At 36.2% G+C, this 25,329-nt stretch carries 20 protein-coding genes, 1 tRNA gene and 2 riboswitches; of the genes, 14 read left to right on the top strand and 7 right to left on the bottom strand.

Annotation, left to right across the window (positions count from 1 at the left end):
- Positions 1-12 precede the first annotated feature (12 nt).
- The 3 genes from ACLRVU_RS05020 to ACLRVU_RS05010 all read left to right on the top strand — a co-directional run bounded on the left by ACLRVU_RS05020 (position 13) and on the right by ACLRVU_RS05010 (position 4,125).
- The gene (locus tag ACLRVU_RS05020) at positions 13-1,347 is read left to right on the top strand and encodes an APC family permease (RefSeq protein WP_412890954.1); all 1,335 of its coding nucleotides are present in this window, start codon (positions 13-15) and stop codon (positions 1,345-1,347) included.
- A gap of 103 nt (positions 1,348-1,450) precedes the next feature.
- Positions 1,451-2,938: a glycerol kinase GlpK gene (gene glpK, locus ACLRVU_RS05015; RefSeq protein WP_412890953.1), complete on the top strand. Its 1,488-nt coding sequence runs from the start codon at positions 1,451-1,453 to the stop codon at positions 2,936-2,938.
- Between the two features lie 59 nt (positions 2,939-2,997).
- Positions 2,998-4,125, top strand: coding sequence for a DUF362 domain-containing protein (locus ACLRVU_RS05010; RefSeq protein WP_412890952.1), 1,128 nt, complete (start codon positions 2,998-3,000; stop codon positions 4,123-4,125).
- Between the two features lie 107 nt (positions 4,126-4,232).
- Here ACLRVU_RS05010 and ACLRVU_RS05005 read toward each other — a convergent pair whose 3' ends face one another.
- From ACLRVU_RS05005 to ACLRVU_RS04995, 3 genes are all read right to left on the bottom strand, one after another.
- Complete coding sequence (locus ACLRVU_RS05005; protein WP_412890951.1) at positions 4,233-5,393, bottom strand: M20 family metallopeptidase; 1,161 nt, start codon at positions 5,391-5,393, stop codon at positions 4,233-4,235.
- A 10-nt stretch (positions 5,394-5,403) separates the two neighbouring features.
- On the bottom strand, positions 5,404-6,792 hold the full coding sequence (locus ACLRVU_RS05000) for a YfcC family protein (RefSeq protein WP_412890950.1): 1,389 nt from the start codon (positions 6,790-6,792) through the stop codon (positions 5,404-5,406).
- A gap of 71 nt (positions 6,793-6,863) precedes the next feature.
- Positions 6,864-7,037: riboswitch (Lysine riboswitch) on the bottom strand.
- A gap of 75 nt (positions 7,038-7,112) precedes the next feature.
- Positions 7,113-8,474: an MATE family efflux transporter gene (locus ACLRVU_RS04995; RefSeq protein ID WP_412890949.1), complete on the bottom strand. Its 1,362-nt coding sequence runs from the start codon at positions 8,472-8,474 to the stop codon at positions 7,113-7,115.
- A 185-nt stretch (positions 8,475-8,659) separates the two neighbouring features.
- On the opposite strand from ACLRVU_RS04995, the gene rbr reads away from it, so the two are divergent.
- The 5 genes from rbr (at position 8,660) to ACLRVU_RS04970 (ending at position 13,542) form a co-directional block, all read left to right on the top strand.
- Positions 8,660-9,202 (top strand): rubrerythrin, encoded by a 543-nt coding sequence (rbr, locus tag ACLRVU_RS04990; protein WP_041140090.1) that lies wholly within the window; start codon positions 8,660-8,662, stop codon positions 9,200-9,202.
- A 250-nt stretch (positions 9,203-9,452) separates the two neighbouring features.
- Complete coding sequence (locus ACLRVU_RS04985; RefSeq protein ID WP_412890948.1) at positions 9,453-10,709, top strand: hypothetical protein; 1,257 nt, start codon at positions 9,453-9,455, stop codon at positions 10,707-10,709.
- Positions 10,710-10,720: 11 nt separating this feature from the next.
- Complete coding sequence (locus tag ACLRVU_RS04980) at positions 10,721-11,485, top strand: ABC transporter ATP-binding protein (RefSeq protein ID WP_412890947.1); 765 nt, start codon at positions 10,721-10,723, stop codon at positions 11,483-11,485.
- Entirely contained in the window at positions 11,485-12,768 is a 1,284-nt protein-coding gene (locus ACLRVU_RS04975) for a hypothetical protein (RefSeq protein ID WP_412890946.1), read from the top strand. The genes ACLRVU_RS04980 and ACLRVU_RS04975 overlap by 1 nt, the downstream gene beginning before the upstream one ends.
- Entirely contained in the window at positions 12,769-13,542 is a 774-nt protein-coding gene (locus ACLRVU_RS04970) for an ABC transporter ATP-binding protein (RefSeq protein WP_147552644.1), read from the top strand. It abuts the gene before it with no gap.
- A gap of 212 nt (positions 13,543-13,754) precedes the next feature.
- Here ACLRVU_RS04970 and ACLRVU_RS04965 read toward each other — a convergent pair whose 3' ends face one another.
- Positions 13,755-16,109: an alpha/beta hydrolase-fold protein gene (locus ACLRVU_RS04965; protein ID WP_412890945.1), complete on the bottom strand. Its 2,355-nt coding sequence runs from the start codon at positions 16,107-16,109 to the stop codon at positions 13,755-13,757.
- 114 nt (positions 16,110-16,223) lie between these two features.
- Positions 16,224-17,018, bottom strand: coding sequence for a MurR/RpiR family transcriptional regulator (locus tag ACLRVU_RS04960; protein ID WP_412890944.1), 795 nt, complete (start codon positions 17,016-17,018; stop codon positions 16,224-16,226).
- Between the two features lie 206 nt (positions 17,019-17,224).
- Between ACLRVU_RS04960 and ACLRVU_RS04955 the strand changes: the two genes are divergently transcribed.
- The 3 genes from ACLRVU_RS04955 to ACLRVU_RS04945 all read left to right on the top strand — a co-directional run bounded on the left by ACLRVU_RS04955 (position 17,225) and on the right by ACLRVU_RS04945 (position 19,152).
- Positions 17,225-17,300, top strand: a tRNA-Thr gene (locus ACLRVU_RS04955).
- Between the two features lie 59 nt (positions 17,301-17,359).
- Entirely contained in the window at positions 17,360-18,118 is a 759-nt protein-coding gene (locus tag ACLRVU_RS04950) for an EFR1 family ferrodoxin (RefSeq protein ID WP_412890943.1), read from the top strand.
- Positions 18,119-18,246: 128 nt separating this feature from the next.
- A complete protein-coding gene (locus ACLRVU_RS04945; RefSeq protein ID WP_412890942.1) occupies positions 18,247-19,152 on the top strand; it encodes a tyrosine-type recombinase/integrase in 906 nt (301 codons plus the stop codon).
- Positions 19,153-19,188: 36 nt separating this feature from the next.
- Here ACLRVU_RS04945 and ACLRVU_RS04940 read toward each other — a convergent pair whose 3' ends face one another.
- Entirely contained in the window at positions 19,189-19,794 is a 606-nt protein-coding gene (locus ACLRVU_RS04940) for a C39 family peptidase (protein ID WP_412890941.1), read from the bottom strand.
- A 193-nt stretch (positions 19,795-19,987) separates the two neighbouring features.
- Positions 19,988-20,145: riboswitch (M-box (ykoK) riboswitch) on the top strand.
- 335 nt (positions 20,146-20,480) lie between these two features.
- On the opposite strand from ACLRVU_RS04940, the gene mgtA reads away from it, so the two are divergent.
- The gene (gene mgtA / locus ACLRVU_RS04935; RefSeq protein ID WP_412890940.1) at positions 20,481-23,159 is read left to right on the top strand and encodes a magnesium-translocating P-type ATPase; all 2,679 of its coding nucleotides are present in this window, start codon (positions 20,481-20,483) and stop codon (positions 23,157-23,159) included.
- A 100-nt stretch (positions 23,160-23,259) separates the two neighbouring features.
- Entirely contained in the window at positions 23,260-23,535 is a 276-nt protein-coding gene (locus ACLRVU_RS04930; RefSeq protein WP_412890939.1) for a hypothetical protein, read from the top strand.
- Position 23,536: 1 nt separating this feature from the next.
- On the opposite strand, the gene ACLRVU_RS04925 is transcribed toward ACLRVU_RS04930, so the two are convergent.
- On the bottom strand, positions 23,537-24,331 hold the full coding sequence (locus ACLRVU_RS04925) for a putative manganese transporter (protein ID WP_412890938.1): 795 nt from the start codon (positions 24,329-24,331) through the stop codon (positions 23,537-23,539).
- A gap of 155 nt (positions 24,332-24,486) precedes the next feature.
- Between ACLRVU_RS04925 and ACLRVU_RS04920 the strand changes: the two genes are divergently transcribed.
- Positions 24,487-25,254 carry a carbohydrate deacetylase gene (locus tag ACLRVU_RS04920; RefSeq protein WP_412890937.1) on the top strand — a complete coding sequence of 256 codons (768 nt, stop codon included), beginning with the start codon at positions 24,487-24,489 and terminating at the stop codon, positions 25,252-25,254.
- The last annotated feature ends 75 nt before the right edge of the window (positions 25,255-25,329 follow it).

Raw genomic sequence — 25,329 nt, 5'->3', positions numbered from 1 at the left:
AGGAGTAAGTGCATGAAAAACAATAAACAATATGGATTATTCACTGCCATTACGATGATTATTGGGATCTGTATTGGTTCAGGAATATTCTTTAAAAGTGACAATATACTAGTAGCGACTAACGGAAGTATCTTTCTTGGGGTGTGTCTGTTTGCTTTAGCCGCTTTTTCGATTATCTTTGGCAGCTTAACCATCGGTCAACTTGCCAGCCGCAGTGAAAATCCCGGTGGGATGATTACCTATGCTCAGGATTTTATCGGTGATCAGGCGGCATGCAGCTTTGGCTGGTTTCAGACCTTTATCTACTACCCGACGATTACTGTCGTAGTAGCTTGGGTGATTGGCGTTTATACGGGAATACTATTTCACTTAAATGCTTCATTGGAATTAGAAATTATGATTGGTTTAGTTTTTCTAACCTTATGTTTTATTTATAATGTCGTCAGTCCGATGATAGGAAAAACTATTCAAAACGGAGCGACAATCGTTAAAATGATTCCTTTATTTCTATTAGGAATATTAGGGCTTCTGTTTGGTGATCCGATTGGTGGATTGACACATATAAGTACCAATGAACTTTTCTCAGTGACATGGCTGAGTGCTTTAGGACCGATCGCATATTCTTATGATGGCTGGATCGTTTCTACCTCCATTGCCCATGAAGTGAAGGATTCTAAAAAAACATTGCCACGCGCATTAACGATTGCCCCTTTAATTATCTTAATTATCTATGTCACTTATTTTGTCGGAATCTCCTCTTATTTAGGACCTCAGAATGTTATGGCTTTAGGAGATCAGCATGTCAGTGTGGCAGCCAGTCAGTTAGTTGGCGTACAATTTTCTAAAATGATTGTGATTTTTGTGATTATTTCAGTTATGGGAACGGTAAATGGGTTAGTGACCGGTTTTATCCGTACTCCCTACTCTTTGGCATTAAGAGAGACTATGATGCCTTTTTCTAAGAAACTCTCTGCTGGAGTATCCCATCATGGCATTCCGATCTATTCTGCTGTTTTTGCCTATGTATTAGCTGTCTTTTGGATGTTTGTCCATTACATCTGTGCGAAATACCATCTATTGCCTAACAGTGATGTATCTGAAATCTCCATCGCTATTTCTTATCTTCTTTACATCATGCTTTATTATCAGGTATATCGTTTATATAAAGCTAAAGAGATTACCAGTAAATTTAAAGGGATCATCTGTCCCCTTTTAGCGACGGTGGGTTCATTAATTATTTTATCCGGAGGAATTCAAAGCTCACTGTTTATCTATTACTTGATTTTTTGTTTAACGATTATGCTGTTAGGGCGTTATTATTACATAAAAAATTCTAAAGTTGTATAGCAAATGCTATACAATTTTTTATTTACTGATTTCTAATTTTGATACAGCGTGGACAAACAGATTAAATTAAGCTAAAGTGATATTATAGAAAAGAGGTTATCACATGGAAACATATATTATGGCGATTGATCAAGGGACAACCAGTACCCGAGCCATTCTTTTTGATAAAAAGACACAGGTGATTGGGATCGCTCAAAAAGAATTAGATAATTTTTATCCACAGCCGGGCTGGGTTGAACAAGATGCTAATGATATTTGGGCAAGTGTTGTCGGGGTAATGTTTGAAGTGCTGGCAAAAACCGGAGTCAAAGCTAAACAGATTGCCGCAATCGGAATGACTAATCAGAGAGAAACAACTGTCATTTGGGATAAAGCAACCGGAAAACCGATTTATAATGCGATTGTTTGGCAGTCACGTCAAAGTGATTGCTATACTCAGCGATTAAAAGAAGAGGGCAAAGAGCCGTGGATCAAACAAAAAACCGGGTTATTATTGGATCCTTATTTTAGTGCCAGCAAGATTCGCTTTATCTTAGATGAGACCCATTCACAGCAAAGAGCCGAAGAAGGAGAACTGCTTTTTGGTACGATCGATACTTGGCTGCTGTATAAATTAACAGAGGGTAAACAGCATATGAGTGATGTATCGAATGCGTCACGTACACTATTAATGAACTTAGAGACATTGGATTATGATGAACAGTTGCTCACATTATGGAATATTCCTCGCTGCATGCTCCCTACAATCGTGGACACAAGCAGGATCTATGGGTATTGTGAGGGGTTATTTGACACACAGATTCCGATCTGCAGCATTGTCGGGGATCAGCAGGCAGCTTTATTTGGGCAGACCTGCTTTACAGCCGGAGATGTAAAAAATACCTATGGAACTGGCTGCTTCCTATTAATGAACACAGAAGATCATATCATTCATTCTAAAAATGGTTTAGTGACTTCGGTCGGCTGGCGCATTAACGGAAAAGTCAGTTATGTGTTAGAGGGGAGTGTTTTTATTGCCGGAGCTGCTGTGCAATGGCTAAGAGACGGCTTGAAAATTATTCGCAGTGCAAATGAAAGTGAAGAACGTGCACAGCTTGTTGCAGATAATGACGGGGTATATGTTGTCCCATCCTTTACCGGATTGGGTGCTCCCTACTGGAAGCCTCATGTTAAAGGGGCCGTTTACGGACTGACACGAGGAACAAAGCAGGAACATATCATTCGTGCAACATTGGAATCGTTAGCTTATCAAACCTCAGACGTTATTTCTGCTATGAAAGAAGATGCTGCCTTGCAGCTAAATGAATTGAAGGTCGATGGGGGCGCTTCTATGAATCAATTCCTGCTGCAGTTTCAAAGTGATATTTTAAATATCCCGGTTAAACCTGCCGTTATTCAAGAGACAACAGCATTGGGGGCAGCCTATTTAGCCGGTTTAGCCATTGGCTATTGGAAAGATCAAAATGAGATTTGTCAGCTTTGTCTTAGCGGAACCATCTATCAGCCCAAAATGGAAGAAAAAGAAAGGGCGGATAAATTGAAGCAGTGGGATAAAGCGATTCAAGCTACGATACTTTTTGGTGAAGAATAAAAATAAGTTAACACCTGAGCCTATTTTGGAGTATGATAAAGTTAATGGAGGAATAAATTATGGAAAAATCAAAGGTATATTATACAGACTTACGTGCTCGTCCGGGTACAAGTCTGCCGCAAAAGTTAGAGAAGTTAATTCGTAAAGCCGGAATCGGTGATATTGACTTTGACAAAAAGATGGTCGCTATCAAGATTCACTTCGGAGAACCGGGTAATCTTTCTTATTTAAGACCTAATTATGCCAAGGTGGTTGTGGATGTCGTTAAATCATTAGGTGGTTCACCATTCCTGACAGACTGCAACACATTGTATGTAGGGCGTAGAAAAAATGCGTTAGACCATCTTGAAGCAGCTTACGAAAATGGATTTTCTCCTTTTTCTACAGGATGTCATGTTATTATCGGAGATGGTTTAAAAGGAACCGATGATGTCGAAGTACCTGTCGAGGGCGGAGAATTAGTAAAGAACGCTAAAATAGGACGTGCTGTGATGGATGCCGATGTTTTTATTACCCTAAGTCATTTTAAGGGACACGAATTAACCGGTTTTGGCGGTTGTTTAAAGAATGTCGGAATGGGATGCGGAAGCCGTGCCGGAAAAATGGAACAGCATAATTCCGGGAAACCTACTGTCGATCACAGTAAATGTGTAGGCTGTCGTTTCTGTGCCAAAAATTGTGCACACGGAGCCATCAGTTTTGGGAAAGACCATAAAGCAACGATTGATCACAGTAAATGCGTGGGCTGCGGGCGCTGCTTAGGATCATGTAATTACGACGCTATTCACAATGATAATGACAGTGCCGTAGACGATTTAAGCAAAAAAATCGCAGAATATTCAAAAGCCGTATTAGACGGCAGACCAGCTTTCCACATCAATTTAGTCATTGATGTTTCCCCTTACTGTGACTGCCACGGAGAAAATGACTTGCCAATCATACCTGATGTGGGAATGTTTGCCAGCTTTGATCCGGTAGCTTTAGATCAGGCATGTGCTGATGCCTGCAATCGTATGGCACCGATTCAAGGAAGCTTGCTTGATGACAACACACATGTGGAAGGCTTCTGCGATCATCATGACCATTTCAAGAATACAACTCCTATTACCGATTGGAAAGTATGTTTGGAGCATGCTGAAAAACTTGGTTTAGGTCACCGTGAATATGAGATTGTTGAAGTAAAATAAAAAAAATCAATAGGTTCTATTGACGTAATAACCTCCTAACAGACAGTAAAAATAATTGAACTGTCTAAAGGAGGTTTTTATATCTTATCAAGAACTCATTGACTTTTTTATTTGATAATAGTTGGATCTAAATAGACTTGTAATGCGGTATACGCCATTGTCTTGACTGCAATCGCCAGAGTCTGGTAAGCCAGTGTCCCGCTGACACAGTTCAAGAAATCCTCATTATGTGCATAAGCAGGAGGATTCGCTCCCGTATTCAACTCAATATAGCAAGTCGGACATACATGAGAGACATTGCCAATATCACTTGATCCTGATGCATTCTCATCGTTTTCCACGAAATCTGTAACGCCTAAATCTTCCATTGTTGTTTTCGCTAAAGCTATCAAGCCTGGATGATTAATCAAATCATCATAAGAATTTTCAAAATGGCGATAAGTTAATTTAGCCCCTGTCATTAATTCAGCTCCTTTTGCACAATTAATGACTTTTTGCGTTAATTCATCCAGATATGCCCTTTTTTTAGCACGGATATAAAACTGGCATTGTGCTTTGTTAGGCACTGTATTGGCTGCCTGCCCGCCATTAGTAATTATCCCATGTACACGAGCATCGGGCTGCATATGCTGACGCAATGCATTGATCCCAGCATAAGTTAATTGTACGGCATCCAAAGCATTAATCCCACGTTCCGGATAAGCCGCCGCATGTGCAGCTACTCCTTCAAAATTAAATTCAATCGAATCAATCGCTAAGGTTACAACATTTAAATTATTTTCTGCTCCTAAGTGCATCTGAAAAGCCGCATCAATATCATCGAAGGCCCCACGATCAACTAAATCACATTTCCCCCCTGTTGTTTCTTCTGCCGGTGTTCCGATAAACACAATCGTTCCGTTAAAATGATCTTTTAGCTGACTTAACACTGCACACGCTCCATAAGTAGAAGCAGCAATCCAGTTATGTCCACAGGCATGAGCTGTCTGATCTCCAGATTCACCATATCCCGGCAGGGCATCATATTCCGCTAAAAAGGCGATCTTCGGTCCTTTTCCGCAATTCAACTCTGCCCTAAAGGCTGTTGGCAAATCTAAATAAGGATAGGTAACTTCAAAACCATATTGACTAATCTTATCCACAAGGTATTGAGAAGACATGTATTCTTCATTCCCTAATTCCGGATGCGCATAAATATAATCATTGACTTCTTTAAATTCTTCCAGTAATTCCTCTGTTTTCGTATATACACATTCTTTTAATTCCATATCGCTCCTCCTAACTAAAACCAATAAAAATCGCTAAGCAAAGCAGAAGAATCTCTGCTACTAACAATAACCCAAATAGCGGTGTAACAAACTTATACCATTTGTTTACCGGCATTCCCATGATTCCACACATCATAAAGACAGACGTTGGCCAGAAAATATTAGAGAATCCATCTCCAAATTGAAAAGCTAAGACTGCAATTTGACGATTCAGTCCCACCATTTCTCCTACCGGTGCTAAGATTGGCATAGTAATCAATGCCTGTCCCCCACCAGAAGGAATAAAGAAATTCAAGATGTTTTGTACAAACAACATACCTAATCCACTTAAATATCCGGTAAACTGCTGTAATCCGCTTGATAGCCAGTAAACGATCGTATCAATGATACAAGCATTTTCCAAGATGATCGGAACCGCTCTGCTTAATCCACAGATCAATGCCCCAAACATCATTTCTTTAGCGGCTTCAATAAAGTATTCAGCAATCTGACTAGGGGTAAATCCGGAAATAAACCCAGCCACTAACATCATAATAAAGAACAGTGCTGCGATCTCATCGATATACCATCCTAATTGGATCGTTCCATAAAGCAGCATCCCAATCGTCACGACAAACAATAAACAAGATAGTTTATGACGGAACGTAAAGCTCGTGTTCATCATCGTTTCTTTTGATCCGATTTCTTTGATTTCCATCTCTTCTCCATAAAGAATCGATTTTGTCGGATCATTTTTAACTTTCTTACCATAACGCCACACATAAATAATGGCAATACTCATAAATACCACAAAACATAGAATACGGAAACCTAAACCGGAAAATAATTCAACTCCGGCGACCTCTTGGGCAATCCCAATTGTAAAAGGATTGATCGTTGCTGCGGCAAATCCAACTGCTACCGCAATATAAACGATTGATCCCCCTAGAATCGCATCATAGCCTAAGGCAATCGCAATCGAAATAAAGATCGGTAATAACCCATATGTTTCCTCGAATAAACCCATCGTGCTTCCCAAAACACCAAAGGCAATCATACAGATCGGAATAATCAGTTCAATACGTGAGCCGACTTTACGCAAAGTGGCTCCTAATACAGCATCAAATGTTCCATTCTTCAACAGCATGTAAACAAAAGCATAGGCAAAAATAATGAAGAAAATAATCTGTCCGGCATCAATAAACCCTAACTGAATCGATACGAATATATCAAACAGACCAATCCCAATCTTAGGTATGTATTGAAATGAATCTGCAACAACAACTGTGTTCCCGAAATCATCGGTTACACGTGTAAATTGCCCCGCCGGTACGACATTCGCTAAAATGGCCGCTAAAATAACCATTCCGAAAATGATGACGTAGGTATGGGGCATTTTAAATTTTTTCTTTTTTTCCATAAGTCTCTCCTCAAAATAAAAATGTCTCTATACCACTTTGCGGCATAAAGACATTATAAAATCATCCTCAAGCGCCAAGTAGTGCTCCTTTATAGCGGCAGCTATAAAGACAGTGTCATACCTCTTAAATATGACCCCAGCAGTTATTTTGACATAACCACTTCGGCAGTAAATCCTTTCTATCTAATTCATCGGCTTTCGGCCTCCTTAGATATACTGATAAGTACTGCACCCCTATCGACTATGTAAGTCGAAACTAACTATAGCATAAATTGTATACATTTGTAAATAGTTTTACACTATAAACAAAAAAGCAGCCATTAAGCTGCTTTGGGATCAATTTCGACTAAATGCTTTTTATAGCAGCGTTTATACAAGTATAAACAGATGAATAAAGAGATAACTTCGGCAAAGGCAAACGATGCCCACAGCATAGTCATTCCAAAGAGTTTATTCAATATGTACGCTAATGGTAAAATAACTAATAACTGACGACATACTGACATGATTAAACTGTACATTCCTTCTCCTAATGCCTGGTATAAAGAAGATAAAACAATTCCTACCGCAGCTAATGGGAATGATAAAGATATAAAGCGCAATGCCGGTACTCCGATTCTAAGCATTTCTGAAGAAGCATTGAACATCATCAATAACTTATCCGGAATTGCTAAGAAGACTGCCATTCCAATCGTTAAGATAATCGCTGCATAAATCAGTGCATCTTTTACCGCAAGCAAGATACGATCTTTTTTCTTAGCTCCAAAGTTATAAGCACAGATTGGAATCAATCCATTGGTTAATCCAAACACCGGCATAAAGATGAAACTATTTAATTTAAAGTAAACCCCTAATACAGAAATAGCTGCCTGACTAGAAGCTAAGATGACATTTAATCCCATGGTCATAACGGAACCAATCGATTGCATAACAATACTCGGTGCCCCAACACGATAAATCTCACCAATTAAATAACCATTTAACTTAAAGTCTTTAATCGCGATACGCACTTCATGATTCTTTAAATGATTTAATAACAGCGATAACAGCATTGCGACGATCTGACCGATAACGGTTGCCATCGCTGCTCCGGCAATCCCAAACTTGGGTGTACCAAATAAACCAAAGATCATAATCGGATCTAAGATAATATTCGTAACAGCTCCAACCAGCTGTGTTACCATATTGTAAATGGTAATACCGGCTGACTGCATGATTCTTTCAGAAATAACCTGTAAAAAGATACCGAATGAGAAGATCGTACAGATACTGATATATTGTACTCCCATATCGATAACTACCGGATTATTTGAGAACGCTTCAAAATACATTCTTGAACCGAAAATTCCAAATAACGCAAAGACAAAGTAACTTAAAATCCCTAAAAGCAAGCCATGACTTGCCGCTAAGTTCGCTTCATCTTTTCTTTTTTGTCCTAATTTTCTTGAAATCAATGAATTTAAACCAACAGCCGTTCCGACAGCCACCGAAATCATAATCGATTGTACCGGGAAAGCAAGCGAGACCGCTGTTAAAGCATCTTCTCCTAATTGAGCAACGAAGATACTATCCACAATATTATACAATGCTTGAACAAGCATTGAGATCATAATCGGCAGAGACATTGAAATCAGTAATTTACTGACAGGCATATAGCCCATTTTATTTTCTTTTTCTTCCACTATATCACTCCTTTGTAACTATTCAATATTATCAATTCAAAAAGATATAGTCAATAGTTAATCGAAAAACATTTTTGTGTTTAAATTAATCTATAAAATAAATAGGAATAATTACTATTTAGATATTGACTTTTGTAATATTTAGGGATATGATAAATACAGAAAGAAATATTGGAGGTAATAAAATGAAAGATTTAAAAGGAACAAAAACAGAGGCAAACTTACAAACAGCATTTGCCGGAGAATCTCAGGCAAGAAATAAGTATACTTACTATTCAAGTAAAGCTAAAAAAGATGGTTATGTTCAAATCGCTAATATTTTTGAAGAAACTGCTAATAATGAAAAAGAACACGCTAAAATCTGGTTTAAATTACTTCATGGTGGTGCCGTTGCTGATACAATGACAAACTTAAAAGATGCTGCTGCCGGTGAAAACTACGAATGGACAGATATGTATGCTACTTTCGCAAAAGAAGCAAAAGAAGAAGGTTTTGATAAAATTGCTTTCTTATTTGAAGAAGTAGGTAAAATCGAAAAAGAACATGAAGAAAGATATTTAAAATTACTTAAAAACATTGAAGAAGGTGCCGTATTTGAAAAAGATGGTATCACAGTATGGAAATGCGGTAACTGCGGATATATCCATGTAGGAGAAAATGCTCCTGAGAAATGTCCGGTATGTGACCATCCAAAATCATATTTTGAAGTAAGATCACAGAACTATTAATTAGCTTAAATCACACCTTGAGTGTGATTTTTATTTTCTCTAACAGAAAATTGCTTCTTGATGTAACCGCTTTAAAAGTGTATGATAATGAAGTAACAGTAATTACATAAAGGAAATAAAATATTTTGAAAGCTCTATTTCCTGCTTTATTAGAGATAATGGTTATAAAAATTATTTTTATTCTTTTTAATTATTTTAATCTTGATGTAATTGCTTTTAAAGAGTATTATAAAAATAGGATGGTGATGACATGGGAACACTAAAGTTCTCCCTCAAGATGTTGCGATTAGACTTTAAAAAGTGCTTTTTTTATGGCCTTTCGTTAGTTTTATCGACATCAATTATTTTTGTATTTTTCAACTATATCGATAATATTTATTTAGGCAACAGTCTTTCTGAAAAAAGCGGTGCCAATCAAATATTAGCGTTATTTATTATTATCATTGCATGTGCAAATGCCTGCTTTGCTAACTCATTTTTTATTTCACGTAAAACAAATGAGATTGCGATTGCCTCAATGAGCGGTGCCAGTGTATTTGCGGTAGCTGGCTATCTTTTGGTTCAAAACTTTGTAATCATGGGGTTAAGTATTCCAATCGGGTTTGGTGTTGGCTATATTTTCAATCATTTCTTTAATTTATTTATCTATGCTTCATTAGATGTCGCAGCCAATACGTACTATGTCTCAATGCAAGGCTTAATTATGAGTACCATCGTAATTTTGACACAGATTATTGCATTGACATTAGTCAATTCCGGTTATGCTTACCGTACGGAAATCAAAACGTTATTAAATGAACAGGAATCGATGACAAAGAAATCAACGAAACCAATTAAGACACCTGTTATCTTTTATTGGATTCTCTATCTGATTCCAATCGTATTATTCTTTATCGTTGATCTTGATCCAATGATCTTTGTTGTTGTTTCCTGCATTGGCGTATTTGGTATCGTGGGATTATTGAAGGTAGGTCTTTCAAAGTTAATTATGTATAGACAAAAGAGCCATTTAACAAAATCAAATTCTTTGATTGCTTATGGGAATCTTTCCTATTCATTGAAATCTACGGGAATGCTGATGACGATTATTATTCTTTCGATTATCTTATTTATTGGCTTGATCATTATCAATGTCAATAGCCCAAAGGATCTATTTATCGTATTGCTCTCTTATGGCATTATTATCTTCTTAATGTCAACCAGTATTTTATACAAGATTATTTTAGAGACATCTACCCGATTAGGATTATATCAGTCACTTTTTAAATTAGGATATCTAAAGAAACAGTTAAAAGCGATCATGAGAAAAGAGATTGTGATGCTGTATGGGGTTATTCTTTTCTTCCCGACCAGCTATATTGTGATTATGTTAGGCCGCTTTGTTGCTGCCAAGGAAGTAGTATTGAGTTTTGCGATTGCCTTAGTTTTAGCCTATGTAATCCCGATCTGCATTACCGCATTCATTGCTTATTTAGTTTATAAACGTACGATTATTGCAAATATTTAAGGAGGAAAAATATGGATGAAGTATTGAAAGCAACCGGAGTCGAAAAGACTTATGGACTGCATACAAAACAACCGTTCAAAGCTTTAAAAGGGATTGACTTGACGATCAATGAAAATGATTTTATTTGTATTATGGGACCTTCCGGAAGTGGAAAATCAACTTTTATAAATGTTATCTCAACAATTGATAACCCTACTGGCGGTCGTGTCGTGATCGGAGGACAGGATGTCACTGACATGACAGAGGAACAATTAGGTCGCTTTAAATATGAAAACCTTGGCTTTATCTTTCAGGACTTCAACCTGATTGGCAGCCTGACTATTTCTGAAAATATTGCTGTGCCGCTTTCATTGTCTCATAAATCTAAACAAGAGATTATTCAAGATGTAGAAGCGGTCGCAAAAAAATTAGGAATCGACCATCTGCTGCATAAATATCCAGAAGAATGTTCCGGTGGACAAAGACAGCGTGCCGCTATTGCCAGAGCTTTAGTCAACCAGCCAAAACTTATTGTTGCAGATGAACCGACAGGTAACTTAGACAGTGAAAACTCACACGAAATTCTCAGACTGTTCAAGCAGTTAAACGACGAAGATGGTGTTACGATTTTGATGGTAACTCATGATTCCATGATTGCCAGCTTTTCTAAAAAACTCTTATTTATTAAAGATGGTGAGTTGGAAACAACTATTGAAAAACTAAATAAAACCCAAAAAGAATATTATTATGAAATCGTCGATGCAAATTCAAAAGAATCACAGGAATTATTTCAGTAATGGGTAAAGCTAAATTTGCTTTAAGGATGCTCAAACTAGAGTATCAAAAAACATTCTTTTATGGGCTGTCACTCATTTGTTCTTCTGCTGTGATTTTCTTATTCTTTAATTATATGGATAATCATATTATTGGAAATGAAATTAGTACCGGAATGGGATTTAGTAACTTACTTTCTCTTGCCATTATGCTGATTGCTTCGGCTACAGCCTGTTTTGCCAATGGCTTCTTCCTTTCTAAAAAGAACGAAGAAATAGGGATTTATACGATGTCCGGAGCCGGTGTTGGTGGTGTCAGTATTTATCTGATTGTTCAAAACTTTGCGATCATCCTCGCCGCCATTCCGTTAGGTTTTTTGATCGGTTATCTAGCGAATCCGATCTTGAATCAGATTGTTTACAGCAGTCTTCATATTACCGGTAACCTTTGGCATATTTCTACTCAAGCGATTGTCATGTCAATCATTACGTTATTAACTCAAACGGCTGCCTTGACTGTTGTTAATGCAGGATATGCGTATCGTCATGACATCCTTCAATTATTACATTTTAATAATACAATGAAAGCAGAAGCCCCCGCTTCTTCCATCCGTATGCCGATTATTGTCTACTGGATAACGGCACTCATTCCGTTATATGTCTTTTTTCAAGTCCCTGTAGCCAGTAATGATACAATGGTCTTTCTCATTGTTTCTTGTATAGGACTTTATGGAATTTCCGGTTTGTTCAAGCGTGGACTTCCACAGTTATTTGAATTCCTGCAACGTCACTTTAATATGAATCATAAGATTCGTCTGATTGGTTTTGGGAATCTCTCTTACTCAATCGCCAGAACGGCAACCTTGATTAAAATTATCATTGTCGCTATCATCTGTATGATCTGTTTATGTATTACGTATCATGATGATCCCAGCAACAGTACCTTGATTTACTTTTCTTATGGGGTAATCATTTTCCTAATGACCTTCTGTATCGTATATCGTGTCATTGTGGAGAATTCATCGAATGGACCCTTGTTTGAATCTTTATATAAACTGGGATTTGTTCGTAAAGATTTAAAAAGAATCATGCGTTTTGAAACATTAGGGCTTTACGGCATTATCTTGTTTATTCCAACTTTATATATCGGTATCATTCTCTTTATTTATATTCAGCATGGTTTGCTTCCGATAGCGATCGCTGTTAATCTTGTCTTAGCCTATCTGATTCCAATCGTACTGGTTGGACTCATCACATATCAAAATTATAAAAAAGTTATTTTTAATTATATTGAAGGAGGACACTAAATGGAAACAAATTCTGTACTTACCGCTAAAGGTGTCAAAAAAATTTACGGTCAGTTTGATGATCAGAAAGTTGAAGCCTTAAAAGGAATTGATTTGAATATGGTGGAAGGAGAATTCGTCTGTATCATGGGACCTTCCGGAAGTGGAAAGTCTACTTTGTTGAACGTTTTATCGACAATAGATCTTCCTTCAAAAGGATTTGTTCATATTAACGGAACCAATGTTGTCAGCATGACAGAATACGAATTAGGACAATTTCGTTATAAAAACTTAGGCTTTATTTTTCAGGAATTTCATTTAATTGAGAGTTTAACGATCTTAGATAATATTGGCGTACCTCTCTCATTAGCGAATGTAAATAAAGATGAGATTAAAACCCGTGTGACAGATATTGCAAAACAGTTGAATATCGATATGACCTTAGAAAAACATCCGAGCGAATGTTCCGGAGGACAAAGACAGAGAGTGGCGATTGCCAGAGCTTTAGTCACTAACCCTCGTTTAATTGTTGCCGATGAACCAACCGGAAACTTAGATAGTCAGAATTCACATGAATTACTTTCTATTTTCCGTCGTTTAAACAAGGAACAAGGAGTTACAATTTTGATGGTAACTCATGATGCAACGATCGCAAGTTATTCAACCAAAATGCTTCGAATTAAGGATGGATTAATCGAAACCGAATTAGAAGCCGATGGTATGAGCCAAAAAGAATACTTCTATAAAATTGTTGAAGCAAATTCACAAGAATCACAATTAGAATTTATGGATTAAGAGCTGTAACGAAAAGATAGGTAGTTAGCTATCTGAGCGTTCAGCTCTTTTTTTATGTGATGGACTTAAAATCTATTTCTTATATTTAGGAATCTTTATATAGGCGCTGTGACTTTATTTTACAATAAAAAAACCTACCTCTATCGATGAATGAATTTATATAACTTCATTTATCCACTTTGGTAGGAGCGTATTACACAATTCTTAAAACATTATACTTTTTTCTTTTTAGTTAAAGCAAATATACCTGCTATCGCTAAAATGCTTAATCTCGCAAGACCGATAATAGATGTAGCATCTCCCGTATCCGCAACTTTAGGTTGTGTCACTTTTGGTGTGTCTTGTTGTTCTTCATTTTCTATAGGAGGAGTAGGTTCTGCTGTGAATTGCTGAACGGCTAAGCGTGTTGTATCAATTGCTGCCTTTAATCCATTATAAGTAATTGCTACATCCCCTTCTCTATTTAATGCCTGATAATCCTCCATCGCTGCATTACCATCTTTTATCGCCTGTAACAAAGCCAACATATCTTTTATGTATTGCATGTTTAATTCTTCTCCAGGTGCTAATTCACCATAAGTCTGCTGCCATGCATGACCTGGCAAAATAGTGAGTTGTTCCATTTCTTTTACTGTATTATATAATGCCTTCATATCCACTTCATATGTGGTTAATGGATTTTCAGTAAAAAGCAGCCAAACAAACCTAGATCCCATGCCATCTCCGGAGTATAAGACTTGTCTTTTAGCATCTAGATATGCAATTGATCCATCAGTATGTCCTCTTAAATTAATTGCTTCTAATGAATACTGTGCGGTATCAATAGTATCTCCTTCCGCAATTAAAGAGACATCATAATCCTTTAATAAAGCTTGTGTTGCTTCATCATAATCGCCTTCACTTATATATACTCTCGTTCCTGCTGCTATCGTTTTATTTTTTAATTCACCGATATGATCTCCGTGGTTATGAGTAATCGCAACCTCTAATGTACGATTCACAGATAAAGCATTCATAATCACTTTAAAATCTTCTGAATAAAAACCATTTCCTGCATCAATTAATAGTGTTTTATTTTCATCTGCAATAAAATACATACTTGATCCATTATTTTCAAGACCACATGGATTACTCTGTGTTCCTTCATCTACATGATAAACGCCATTTAAACTTGTTTGATCACCAGATATTTTAGTCACTGCCAAATGGCCCACTTCGGCATAATTGTTATTCAATAATTCTTTAGTAAAGATATCCTCATTATTTTGACTCCACACAATATTTTGAACAAAATGCTGAAAACTTTGTGCCCATACAAACCAGTCATGAGCTCCGTATAAATAACCACCATCTATGAAGTTATCCATAGAGTTATCTGCTGCCCATTTTACTAAATCTTCGTACTTGATATCTTCTCCGGACATAATTGTTGCTGAAGCAATATCGCATGTTCCAACAGTAGCAGTAACAATCGGATAAGATAATTCTGGTTTATCCGTTAAAGCCTTCATGTCAGTTCCTGAAAAAATACCAAAATAACCAAATGCGTCAGGATGATCAAAATACATATGGGTTGTTGTCATTCCGCCCATAGACAGACCACAAAAGGCACGATCATTTACTGAAGCAGAAACATTATAGTTTGTTTCCATATAAGGAATAATATAATGAAGGACATTGTCTTCTATTTTGGCAAAATCCCAATTATAAGATGCATTATCCATTGTGACAACGATCGCTTCTTCTGTTTGTCCGCTGCTGATTAAATTATCCATAATGTTATCGGCATGTCCCATAGCAAACCAATCCGTTTCGTTTCCGCCACCGCCATGACTGGCATAGATTACTTTATATGGTTTTTCACGATTTTTATCGTAGCCTGCCGGAAGATATATTCCTAAATCCTGATGACTGCTTAAATTTCCTGTGTATTCTACATATTGCTGAGTCCCCTTACTGCCTGAACTCGGAAGCACATAGTCTAAGTTTAATGACTTTGACTGCTTATCTGCATCATATCTGCCATACACAATACTATGTGTGCTGTCCCCAGTCGCAATGTCACTATTGCCGTTATTTTTTGCCGGTGATGGATTTGCCGGATCATCAATAGTGATCGCATCTTCACCAACGTACTTCACAATATAGCTGTATGCATAGCTTCCACTCGTGATTGGAAAATCTGCTTCATATTGTCTAGCTGAAGCATTGTACACCATCGTTTTTGTGTAACCCCAGCCATTTGCCATCCCCGCTCCCGGTGCAAAATTAGTCGCATACATTCCATTGACATATTCATCCGGTCCATACTGGTTATCAGCTGCCTTCAGATCTTTATTGGGATCAACATACTGAAAAGGTCCAGTTACACTAACACTTTCAACCGTTTTTCCGCTTGTATCCTTATAAACAAAATGAACTGTATATCCAGATGGGGATAACTCATCTTTTATCACAGTTGCTCCGGGTTGATAGGTTTCTGCGGCCATGACTTTAAAACTCATTGTAGATGCCATTAACACGAATGTCAAACCTCCTTTAAACACTTTTAATAAATATTTATTCATGATAGTCTCCTTTCTTTATCTATACTTTAAAAATATAACGATTTCACATATTATTCCATATTTAAAACAGAAAGCTTTATCAAATAAAAAAAAGCAACTTTCATAAAATGAAAGTTACATCTCATAATAAAACAACTCAGATAGAATACGACTAATATACAACAAAGAATAATAACCTGTATTCAAGCTTTTACTTTGACCATAGTAAACAATTAAATCAAATAAATCATCACTCTCTAAATCATCCTGAGTAAATACAATAATCTTAGCCCCGTTCTTTTTAGCCACTTCCAGTATTTCCTTTTGTTCACTACTGAAAAAGCCACTATATACATTAAAAAACATTACTACGGAATTTTGATCTATAAATTGCATATGCAGTCCTTGCACATCTGTAATTTTAAATAAATAGGAAGGGGTTCCGTTAGCCAATAAATCTAACTGCAAGGTGTAGAAGATTGATAAAGCATGGTCATCTCCATAAAAGCTAACTGAACTCGCTTCTTTCATGGTTTTAATTATGTGGAGCAGTAAATGTGTTGGAACAATTTCTCTTGTTTTCGTTAAATTATCTATTGCTTCTTGATGAATCTGGTCAGCCATCTTTTCTACCGAACGATGAGGATACTGCGTTACATTTGCTAGTTTACGACTTAATTTTATTTCTAAGAAGGCTTTTTGAAAGGATTCTCTAAAATCCTGATAAGATTTAAAGCCCATCTTTTTAATAAAGCGGCTAACACTTGCTTGTGATATGTTTGCCTGATTGGCTAACTCTTCCAATGAAACGATCTCTAAATCATTTACATAAGATAGTATTGTTCTTGCGATATTATAATCATTATTATTAGCCACTTGTGTATTACAACTATTAATTAATCTGAATACAGTTCCCATATAATTTGACATAGCTCTGCTCCTTCCAAATTGTATCCCCTTACAAATTGTAACATGGCATTTATTTAATCACAATGTCCGTGTATGAGATTCTATTAACTATTTTTGAAAACAGACTTATAGTTGTAATAATTAAAAGATATTTCTTTTTAAAATTTATTTGACTTTGACTCTTTTCTCTTTACTTTCTTTGATGTATAATATCTTATGTATTCATTGCCGACATAGCTCCAACGGTAGAGCAATCCACTCGTAATGGATAGGTTGCTGGTTCGATTCCAGTTGTCGGCACCATAAGAGAGTTAAGGGATCACTTGGTGGTCCTTTTCTTATAATTGAAAGGAGATATAAAGATGGTTGGTCTATACTTTAGTGGAACAGGGAATTCAAAATATTGTTTAGAACGTTTCTTAAAAGAATTTAAAGATATTCAAATATTCTCAATTGAAGATCATAAGGCGATTGAGCAAATTAAATACCATACTCAGATCATCATCGCCTATCCTGTTCAATACAGTAATATACCTAAAATATTAAGAGATTTTATCATGAAGAACACAGTTCTTTGGAAAAATAAAGAAATTTTTATTATTGCTACAATGGGGCTTTTCAGTGGGGATGGGGCCGGAATCCTCGCTCGTTTATTAAAGAAACAAGGTGCTCACATTGTTGGTGGTCTGCATTTAAAAATGCCGGATAGTATCGCTGATGAAAAAGTCCTGAAACACTCATCAGAAAAAAATAAAACATCAATTCTTGAAGCAGAAAAGAAAATAATACAAGCGGCATATAATTTTCAAAATGGACATCCATCACAAGAGGGAATCGGTTTATTCTCCCATCTTATTGGATTATTTGGACAACGACTATACTTCTATACGAAAACAAGACATTACTCAAATAAGTTAAAAATAAATGAAACTCGTTGTATTGGCTGCGGAAAATGTGTAAAATTATGTCCTATGAAAAATATTGATATGACGAATGGCAAAGCTGCGGCTAAAGATCAATGTACCTTGTGTTATCGCTGTATCAATCAGTGTCCAACGCAGGCAATGACTCTGCTAGGAAAAAAAGTAGTGAAACAATACGATATTAACCACTATTTATAAATTTTCCTTATAACACATTGCACTTTCTATTTATTTTAGTAAATAACTATATACTGGCAATTACAATTACTTTACTAATCATCCTTGTTACATTACCATTTAGTACAGGTATAAATGGAGGAATAAAGATGAAAGAGAGATTAGAGACTTATCTAAATGAATGCCGATTACAAAAAAATTTAAACATGAAAACCATTAAAGCTTATTCAATTGATCTAAAGCAGTTCTTAACTTATAGTCAGGATAGAGAATGCTCCAGAGAATTACTGAATGATTATATTGGTTATTTATCCAGACTCTATTCAAAACCAAGGACGATCAAAAGAAAAATTGCCAGTCTAAAGGCTTTTTTTAATTATTTAGAGCTAGATAACTATATTGACTATAATCCCTTTAATAAAATACGTTTTAAATATAAAGAACCTTTGCTGCTTCCCCGTACGGTAGATCTTCAATATATGACATTGATCTTAAAAAAAGCTTATGATGATATCCGCCAAAGCCGTTCTCCTTATGAAATAAAAACGACCACGCGTAATGCCGCTGTGATCGAATTGCTTTTTTCTACCGGATTAAGAGTTTCCGAATTATGTAATATTAAAAAAGAAGAAATTAACCTTGATCAAGGACAACTATTGATCTATGGAAAAGGAGCAAAAGAAAGAAATCTTTATATAGGCAACTATAAAGTATTGCAAATATTAAAAGAGTATGCTTGTTTATTTCAGGATCAGATTGATGATTCAATCTTCTTTTTTATTAATCGGAACGGGAAGCGTTTATCTGAACAATCTGTCCGATTTATTTTAAAGCACTATGAACGTGTATTGAAATTAAACCAGCATATTACCCCTCATATGCTTCGACATACATTTGCAACACAATTACTAGAAGAAGACGTTGATATACGTTATATCCAACGAATCTTAGGACATAGTTCCATAACCACTACCCAAATCTATACACATGTAACTTCCAACAAACAACGTGAAATCTTAATACAGCGAAATCCACGTAATCGCATTCCATTATAGAAAATATCTGGAAACGAATGTATTTCCAGATATTTTTTATTGTTTAGAAATCACAAAATAGGGGCATTCATACATTCCTTCTACATTCCTGCACAAATTTTTATACACCTCTATAGAAGTCTTACGATTATATGGGAGTTCTTCATCTTGACAGTTCGCCATATAAGATAAACTCTCGGCAAAATAAAAATAATCTTCATCATAGCCGATGATAGGCACATAGTGCGTATTGGGTTCTTCCATGTTGACACGAATAAAAGAAATGACGGGCACTCCTAAGCTGATATCATGTTTCAATTCTTCAATACTGGCATTCTTCTTAAATTCGATTGAGTATCCCTGTGTACGAAAAAAAGTAACAATTCCATCCGGAGTTGCCCCTTGAGGAATTTTTCCTGGGAAATTCTCATATAAATGCTTCCCATCAGCGGTCTCTCCAAAAAAACGCAGTATATAAGCCGAAGAATAGCCTGAACATTCTAATCCTGACTGATAATCAAAATAATTATCTGATTCATTCATCACTGCAGGTGGGTACTCCCATTTCTGCTCAGGCTTCAATTTAGGTAACAATATAAGACCTAAGATAATGATAAGACCAATGAGGAGATATTTTTGATAACGGTGAAATCTATTTTTCATGGTTTCCCTCCTTTCTATCATCATAACATTTTTAGAATACACAATAAATTTAATACAAAAAAATGTATTGCCCCTCGTAAATTTAGACAGTTTATTTAAAGTTAATCTGACTAAAAAAAGATAGAATAAACACATAATATATATTTAGTGGTTGACAAAAGTTTTATACGTCATATAATTTTAGTGTAAGAATAAAATAATCTGGTAGGTGAGGCTCCTACAGGGATAAGGACTGCTGCCGCGAAATGATGGAGACATCATGAGTTGGTTTGAACAGGTTATATCGTCAAGGTATAGCATAATGCAGTTTCATCGCCCTGCAAAGCTAAAGCTTGAACGGTACTAAAAGAAAGAACATTTTCCATGGACCGTTGGCTTCCATGGTTTTTTTATTGAAAGGAGATGAGCATGATGGATGAGTATCGAGGTTGTAAAGATTGGCAGATGTTTTCATCATGCTTGTTTTAAGCATGTCTAAAACCCGTCTGCCATTCGTGTGGACGGGTTTTTATTATGCCCAATTTATAATAAAGGAGGTGGGAAAAATGGATTTAGATTCCAGTAGCAGCGGCACAAAATCAAAAGAGCGAGTCTCGAGAAAAACGGATTTAAATCCACTTTTCTCATTAACAATTTAATAGAAGTTCTTAATTTTGTGCCTTTTAAAAAAAGAGGAGGTACAAAAAATGAAATTAAAAAACAAAAAATTATTTACACAGCAAGAGCTAGAATCAAAAAAGTTACTAAAATTAGCAGCTATGCCAGTGAGTTCGTTACTTAACCAATTAGAAAGTTCAATGCACGGACTTACTATTGAGACAGTAGAAGAAAGACAGGAAAGAGACGGAAAAAATATTATTGACCATCAAAAAAGAAATCCGCTTTATAAACAACTATTTTTAGCGTTTGCAGATCCCTTTTCAGCTATTTTACTTGTCTTAGCGATTGTTTCTTTATTTACAGATGTCATCTTAGCGGATCCTCAGGATAAAGATCCCACTACAGTCATTATTATTTCTATTCTCGTATTAATTTCCGGTACACTGCGTTTCGTTCAGGAAAGCCGAAGTGGGAACGCTGCCGCTAAACTTTCAAAAATGATTATGACAACAACTTGTGTAGAACGTGAATCTATTGGAAAAAAAGAGATTTTATTAGAAGATGTCGTCGTAGGGGACATCGTTCATCTTTCTGCCGGTGATATGATTCCGGCTGATCTGCGTATTCTATCAGCAAAAGATTTATTTATCAGTCAGTCCGCTTTGAATGGTGAAAGTGAACCGGTGGAAAAATATAACACTGATCAGCATTATGATGATTTATTTTCACATCCACAGTTAGCCTTTATGGGCAGCAATGTCATTAGTGGCAGTGCGGTCGGCATTGTTTTAGCGACGGGTTATCGCACGGTTTTAGGAACAATCGCTAAAACGCTGAATGAAAAACCACCAAAAAGCAGTTTTGAAGAAGGCGTTAATTCAGTGTCATGGGTATTAATTCGCTTTATGCTGGTGATGGTTCCGATTGTTTTCTTCATCAATGGATGGACTAAAGGCGATTGGATGGAAGCTGGTTTATTCGCTATTTCTGTGGCGGTAGGATTAACTCCGGAAATGCTGCCGATGATCGTAACAACCGGATTAGCTAAAGGGGCAGTTGCGATGTCTCACAAAAAAGTGATTGTTAAAAATATGAATGCAATCCAAAATTTAGGAGCAATGGATATTTTATGCACAGATAAAACCGGTACTCTCACTCAAGATAAAGTCGTATTAGAATATCATTTGGATATTACCGGTAACGAAAACACAAGAGTATTGCGTCATGCATTTCTAAACAGCTATTATCAGACCGGATTAAAAAATTTAATAGACATAGCTATCATTCAGTTTGCACAAGAGAACATGGATGCTTCCTTCTGTAAAGAAGGTTATCATAAGATTGATGAGATTCCTTTTGATTTTGAGCGCCGCCGCATGAGTGTCGTGATTGAAGATAAAAACAAAAAAACGCAGATGATTACCAAAGGGGCAGTTGAGGAAATGCTTAAAATCTGTGCTTACGTGGAATATCAAGGTGAAATCCAGCCTTTAAATGAGACACTTAAAACCATGATTGAGCATATTGCCGAGGAATTGAATCAACAAGGATTACGAGTGATTGCTTTAGCTCAAAAAACAAATCCAAAACCAGTTGGAGAATTTTCAATCAAAGATGAAGAAGATATGGTATTTATGGGATATTTAGCTTTCTTAGACCCACCAAAAGAAACGACCGCAAAAGCCATTCAAGCATTGCAGACCTATGGCGTGCTAACGAAGATATTGACGGGTGATAATGAAAAAGTAACTAAAAGTGTCTGCAGCCAAGTGGGATTAAAAGCAGATCATGTCCTGTTAGGCAGTGACATTGAAAAAATGAGTGATAGTCAGCTATCTCAGGAAGCAGAAACCACTACTGTCTTCGCTAAACTTTCACCTGCACAAAAAGCAAGAATTGTTAATATTTTAAAACATAACGGACATGTTGTAGGGTATATGGGGGATGGCATCAATGATGCTTCCGCAATGAAAGTTTCAGATGTAGGCATTTCAGTAGATACTGCTGTTGATATTGCCAAAGAAAGTGCAGATATTATCCTTTTAGAAAAAGACTTAATGGTATTAGAAGATGGTATTATCGAAGGAAGAAAGATTTATGCCAATATGATTAAATATATTAAAATGACTGCTTCATCTAATTTTGGCAATGTCTTTTCAGTTTTGATTGCCAGTGCCTTTCTTCCATTTCTGCCTATGGCTTCAGTTCAGCTTCTATTATTGAATCTCATCTATAACATTACATGCATCGCTGTGCCCTGGGATCATGTTGATGAAGATTATCTGCTTATGCCAAGACCTTGGAACGCATCTTCAATAGGAAGATTCATGGTATGGATAGGACCAGCTAGCTCTATCTTTGATATTATCACCTTTATCTTCATGTATTTTCTGATTTGTCCGATGATTTGTGGAGGTATGTTTCATCAGTTAAAGGATCCAGCCATGCAGACTTTATTTGTTTCATTGTTCCAAGCAGGATGGTTTGTTGAATCAATGTGGAGCCAAACCTTAATTATTCACATGATTCGCACCCCAAAACTACCATTCTTTCAAAGTCGAGCTTCAAAGCCATTAACTCTTTTTACTCTGTCTGGTATCTTGATCCTTACTGTTATCCCATACACCTTTATCGGGGAAAAAATCGGTCTTTCACCACTTCCTTTAATCTATTATGCTGGATTACTGTTTATCATTACCGGTTATGTAATATTGACCACGATTATCAAAAAACAATATATCAAAAGATATAGTGAGCTGCTGTAATTAAAAATTCCTGCTATTCTCTTTAGAATAACGGGAATTTTATTTTATTCGCCCTCCTCCTGTCTTTTAGATGCATATAATAGGAGGGGTGACATTTATTATGCTGTATATATTAACCGGAATCATTCTTTGCCTACTTTATTTCTATATTGAAACAAGAGTCCGCTATCAATTAGAATTTAAAATGATACGTTTGATGAATCAGTCCACACAAATTTACAGCCGTGGACAATACTATGAAAAAAGAAGCTATGTGGTAATGACTATGCTGTCGGAGCTCAACTATCTGGAACATCTTTTTATCAATGAATATAAGCTTAATATGATCTATCGTAAATTATTACTGCTTTATCCTACTCAGCCATACATTCTATAGATTATCTATAGAATACATACCCGGCAAATAAAGCTGAAAAATAGATGAGCAAGGTGACAAACAAACATTCTTTCTTATTTTTATGATAACGATACAGCGTCAGCATGCCTAATCCGGTACTGCAGCTTAATCCGGTAAACAAAGCACCAAAACTGATAAGACCATTTAAATAGACCTGAGCTAAGATCATTGAGCCGGCACAATTTGGAATTAATCCAATTAATCCGGCAATAATCGGTTGTAAAAGAAGATGCGTATTTAAAAAACCGGTAATTTGGTCTTCACCGATAAACGCAATAATTAAAGAAATCACAACCTGACTGATAAAAACAAATAGTGTAATTCTTAATGTATGTTCAAAAGCATGTCGCCAATGGTGATGGCAATGATCTTCCTCTGCTTCTTCTTTTATCGCTGGTGTTGGAAAATGAACTAGGAAATTCACAAAGATACCCAATAGGATACCAAAAACCAGTTTCAAAAATAATAACCATAAAACATCCTTACTGAAATGAGAGCCTGTCAATAAAATAATTACCGCTTCATCACTGGAAGAAACAAAGATAGCAATCAATGTGCCTAAACTGATCAATCCGGTACTAAATAATTTCGATGCCATGATACTGGTGCCGCACTCCGGTAAAATCCCAATCAGTCCGCCGACGATGGGTCCTGCTTTTTTAAAGCGATGGTGCAGCCAGTCTTTATCCTCAATATATTCTAAAATCAAATAGATAATAAAGATCACCGGAACGATCATGAGTGTATCTTTGATTATATCTAACATAAGTTCCATGCTTACACCTCCTACTCCCATTATTTACAATAATAGCCCTATTCATTCAAAAATTCAAATATAGCGTATCAAAATCTGTTTTTCAAATTATAAAAATACAGATTCTATTTTAGATTCCTCACTATACTATACCTTATAGATAGGAGGATTTAATCATGACAAGACTTATTGTTAATGGGGATGACTTCGGTATGTGCGAAGGGGTCACCTTAGGAATTTTAAAAGCACATAGAGACGGGATTTTAAGATCGACCACCATGATGACAGGAATGCCTTTTGCTGCTCAGGCGGCACAAATGGCAAAGGACTATCCAAATCTAGGCGTTGGACTGCATTTTAATCTGACTGCCGGCAGACCGGTTTGTGATCCTAAAGAGATTCCCAGCTTGGTAGAAGCTGACGGGAGCTTCCATTCCAACAGCTGGCATGAAAAAAATAAAAAGAATCCACAGGATATGGTTAACTATGAAGAAGTTTATAAGGAATACAGTGCTCAATTACAGCGTTTTATCGAATTGACAGGACATATGCCCGATCATTTTGATTCTCATCATGGATCAAGTGATTATCCACTTCTGCATGCTCAGCTGCAAAAACTCATTGATCAATATGATGTGCCTACCCGCTGTTCATTTGATTATATCGACTGCAATTATGAAAGACCGGCATATTTTAGCACCTTTTATGATAAACTAGCAGCTGTTGAATATTTCACTGAAGATCAGGATCATCTTTTAGAAAAGGATTTAGTGGAAACCATGTGTCACCCGGCTTTTGTTGATGACTTCCTTTATACCACTTCCTCTTATAATGTTCAGCGTACAAAGGAACTATCTGTTTTATGTGATCCACGTGTATTAGAATGGATTAAGATCAATCATGTCGAATTAATAAACTTTCAGGATTTAAAGAAAATAAAGTAAAAAGCTTCTGCCTTCAGAAGTTTTTTTGCTCTGATTAAAAAGATAATTTTCAGAATATTAAAAAGCATTTATTAT

Origin of the sequence: Beduini sp., assembly GCF_047239305.1 — a bacterium.
Lineage (GTDB): Bacteria > Bacillota_I > Bacilli_A > Erysipelotrichales > Coprobacillaceae > Beduini.
The sequence above is the reverse complement of the archived record's forward strand: the minus strand, read 5'-3'. Positions and strand labels throughout refer to the sequence as shown.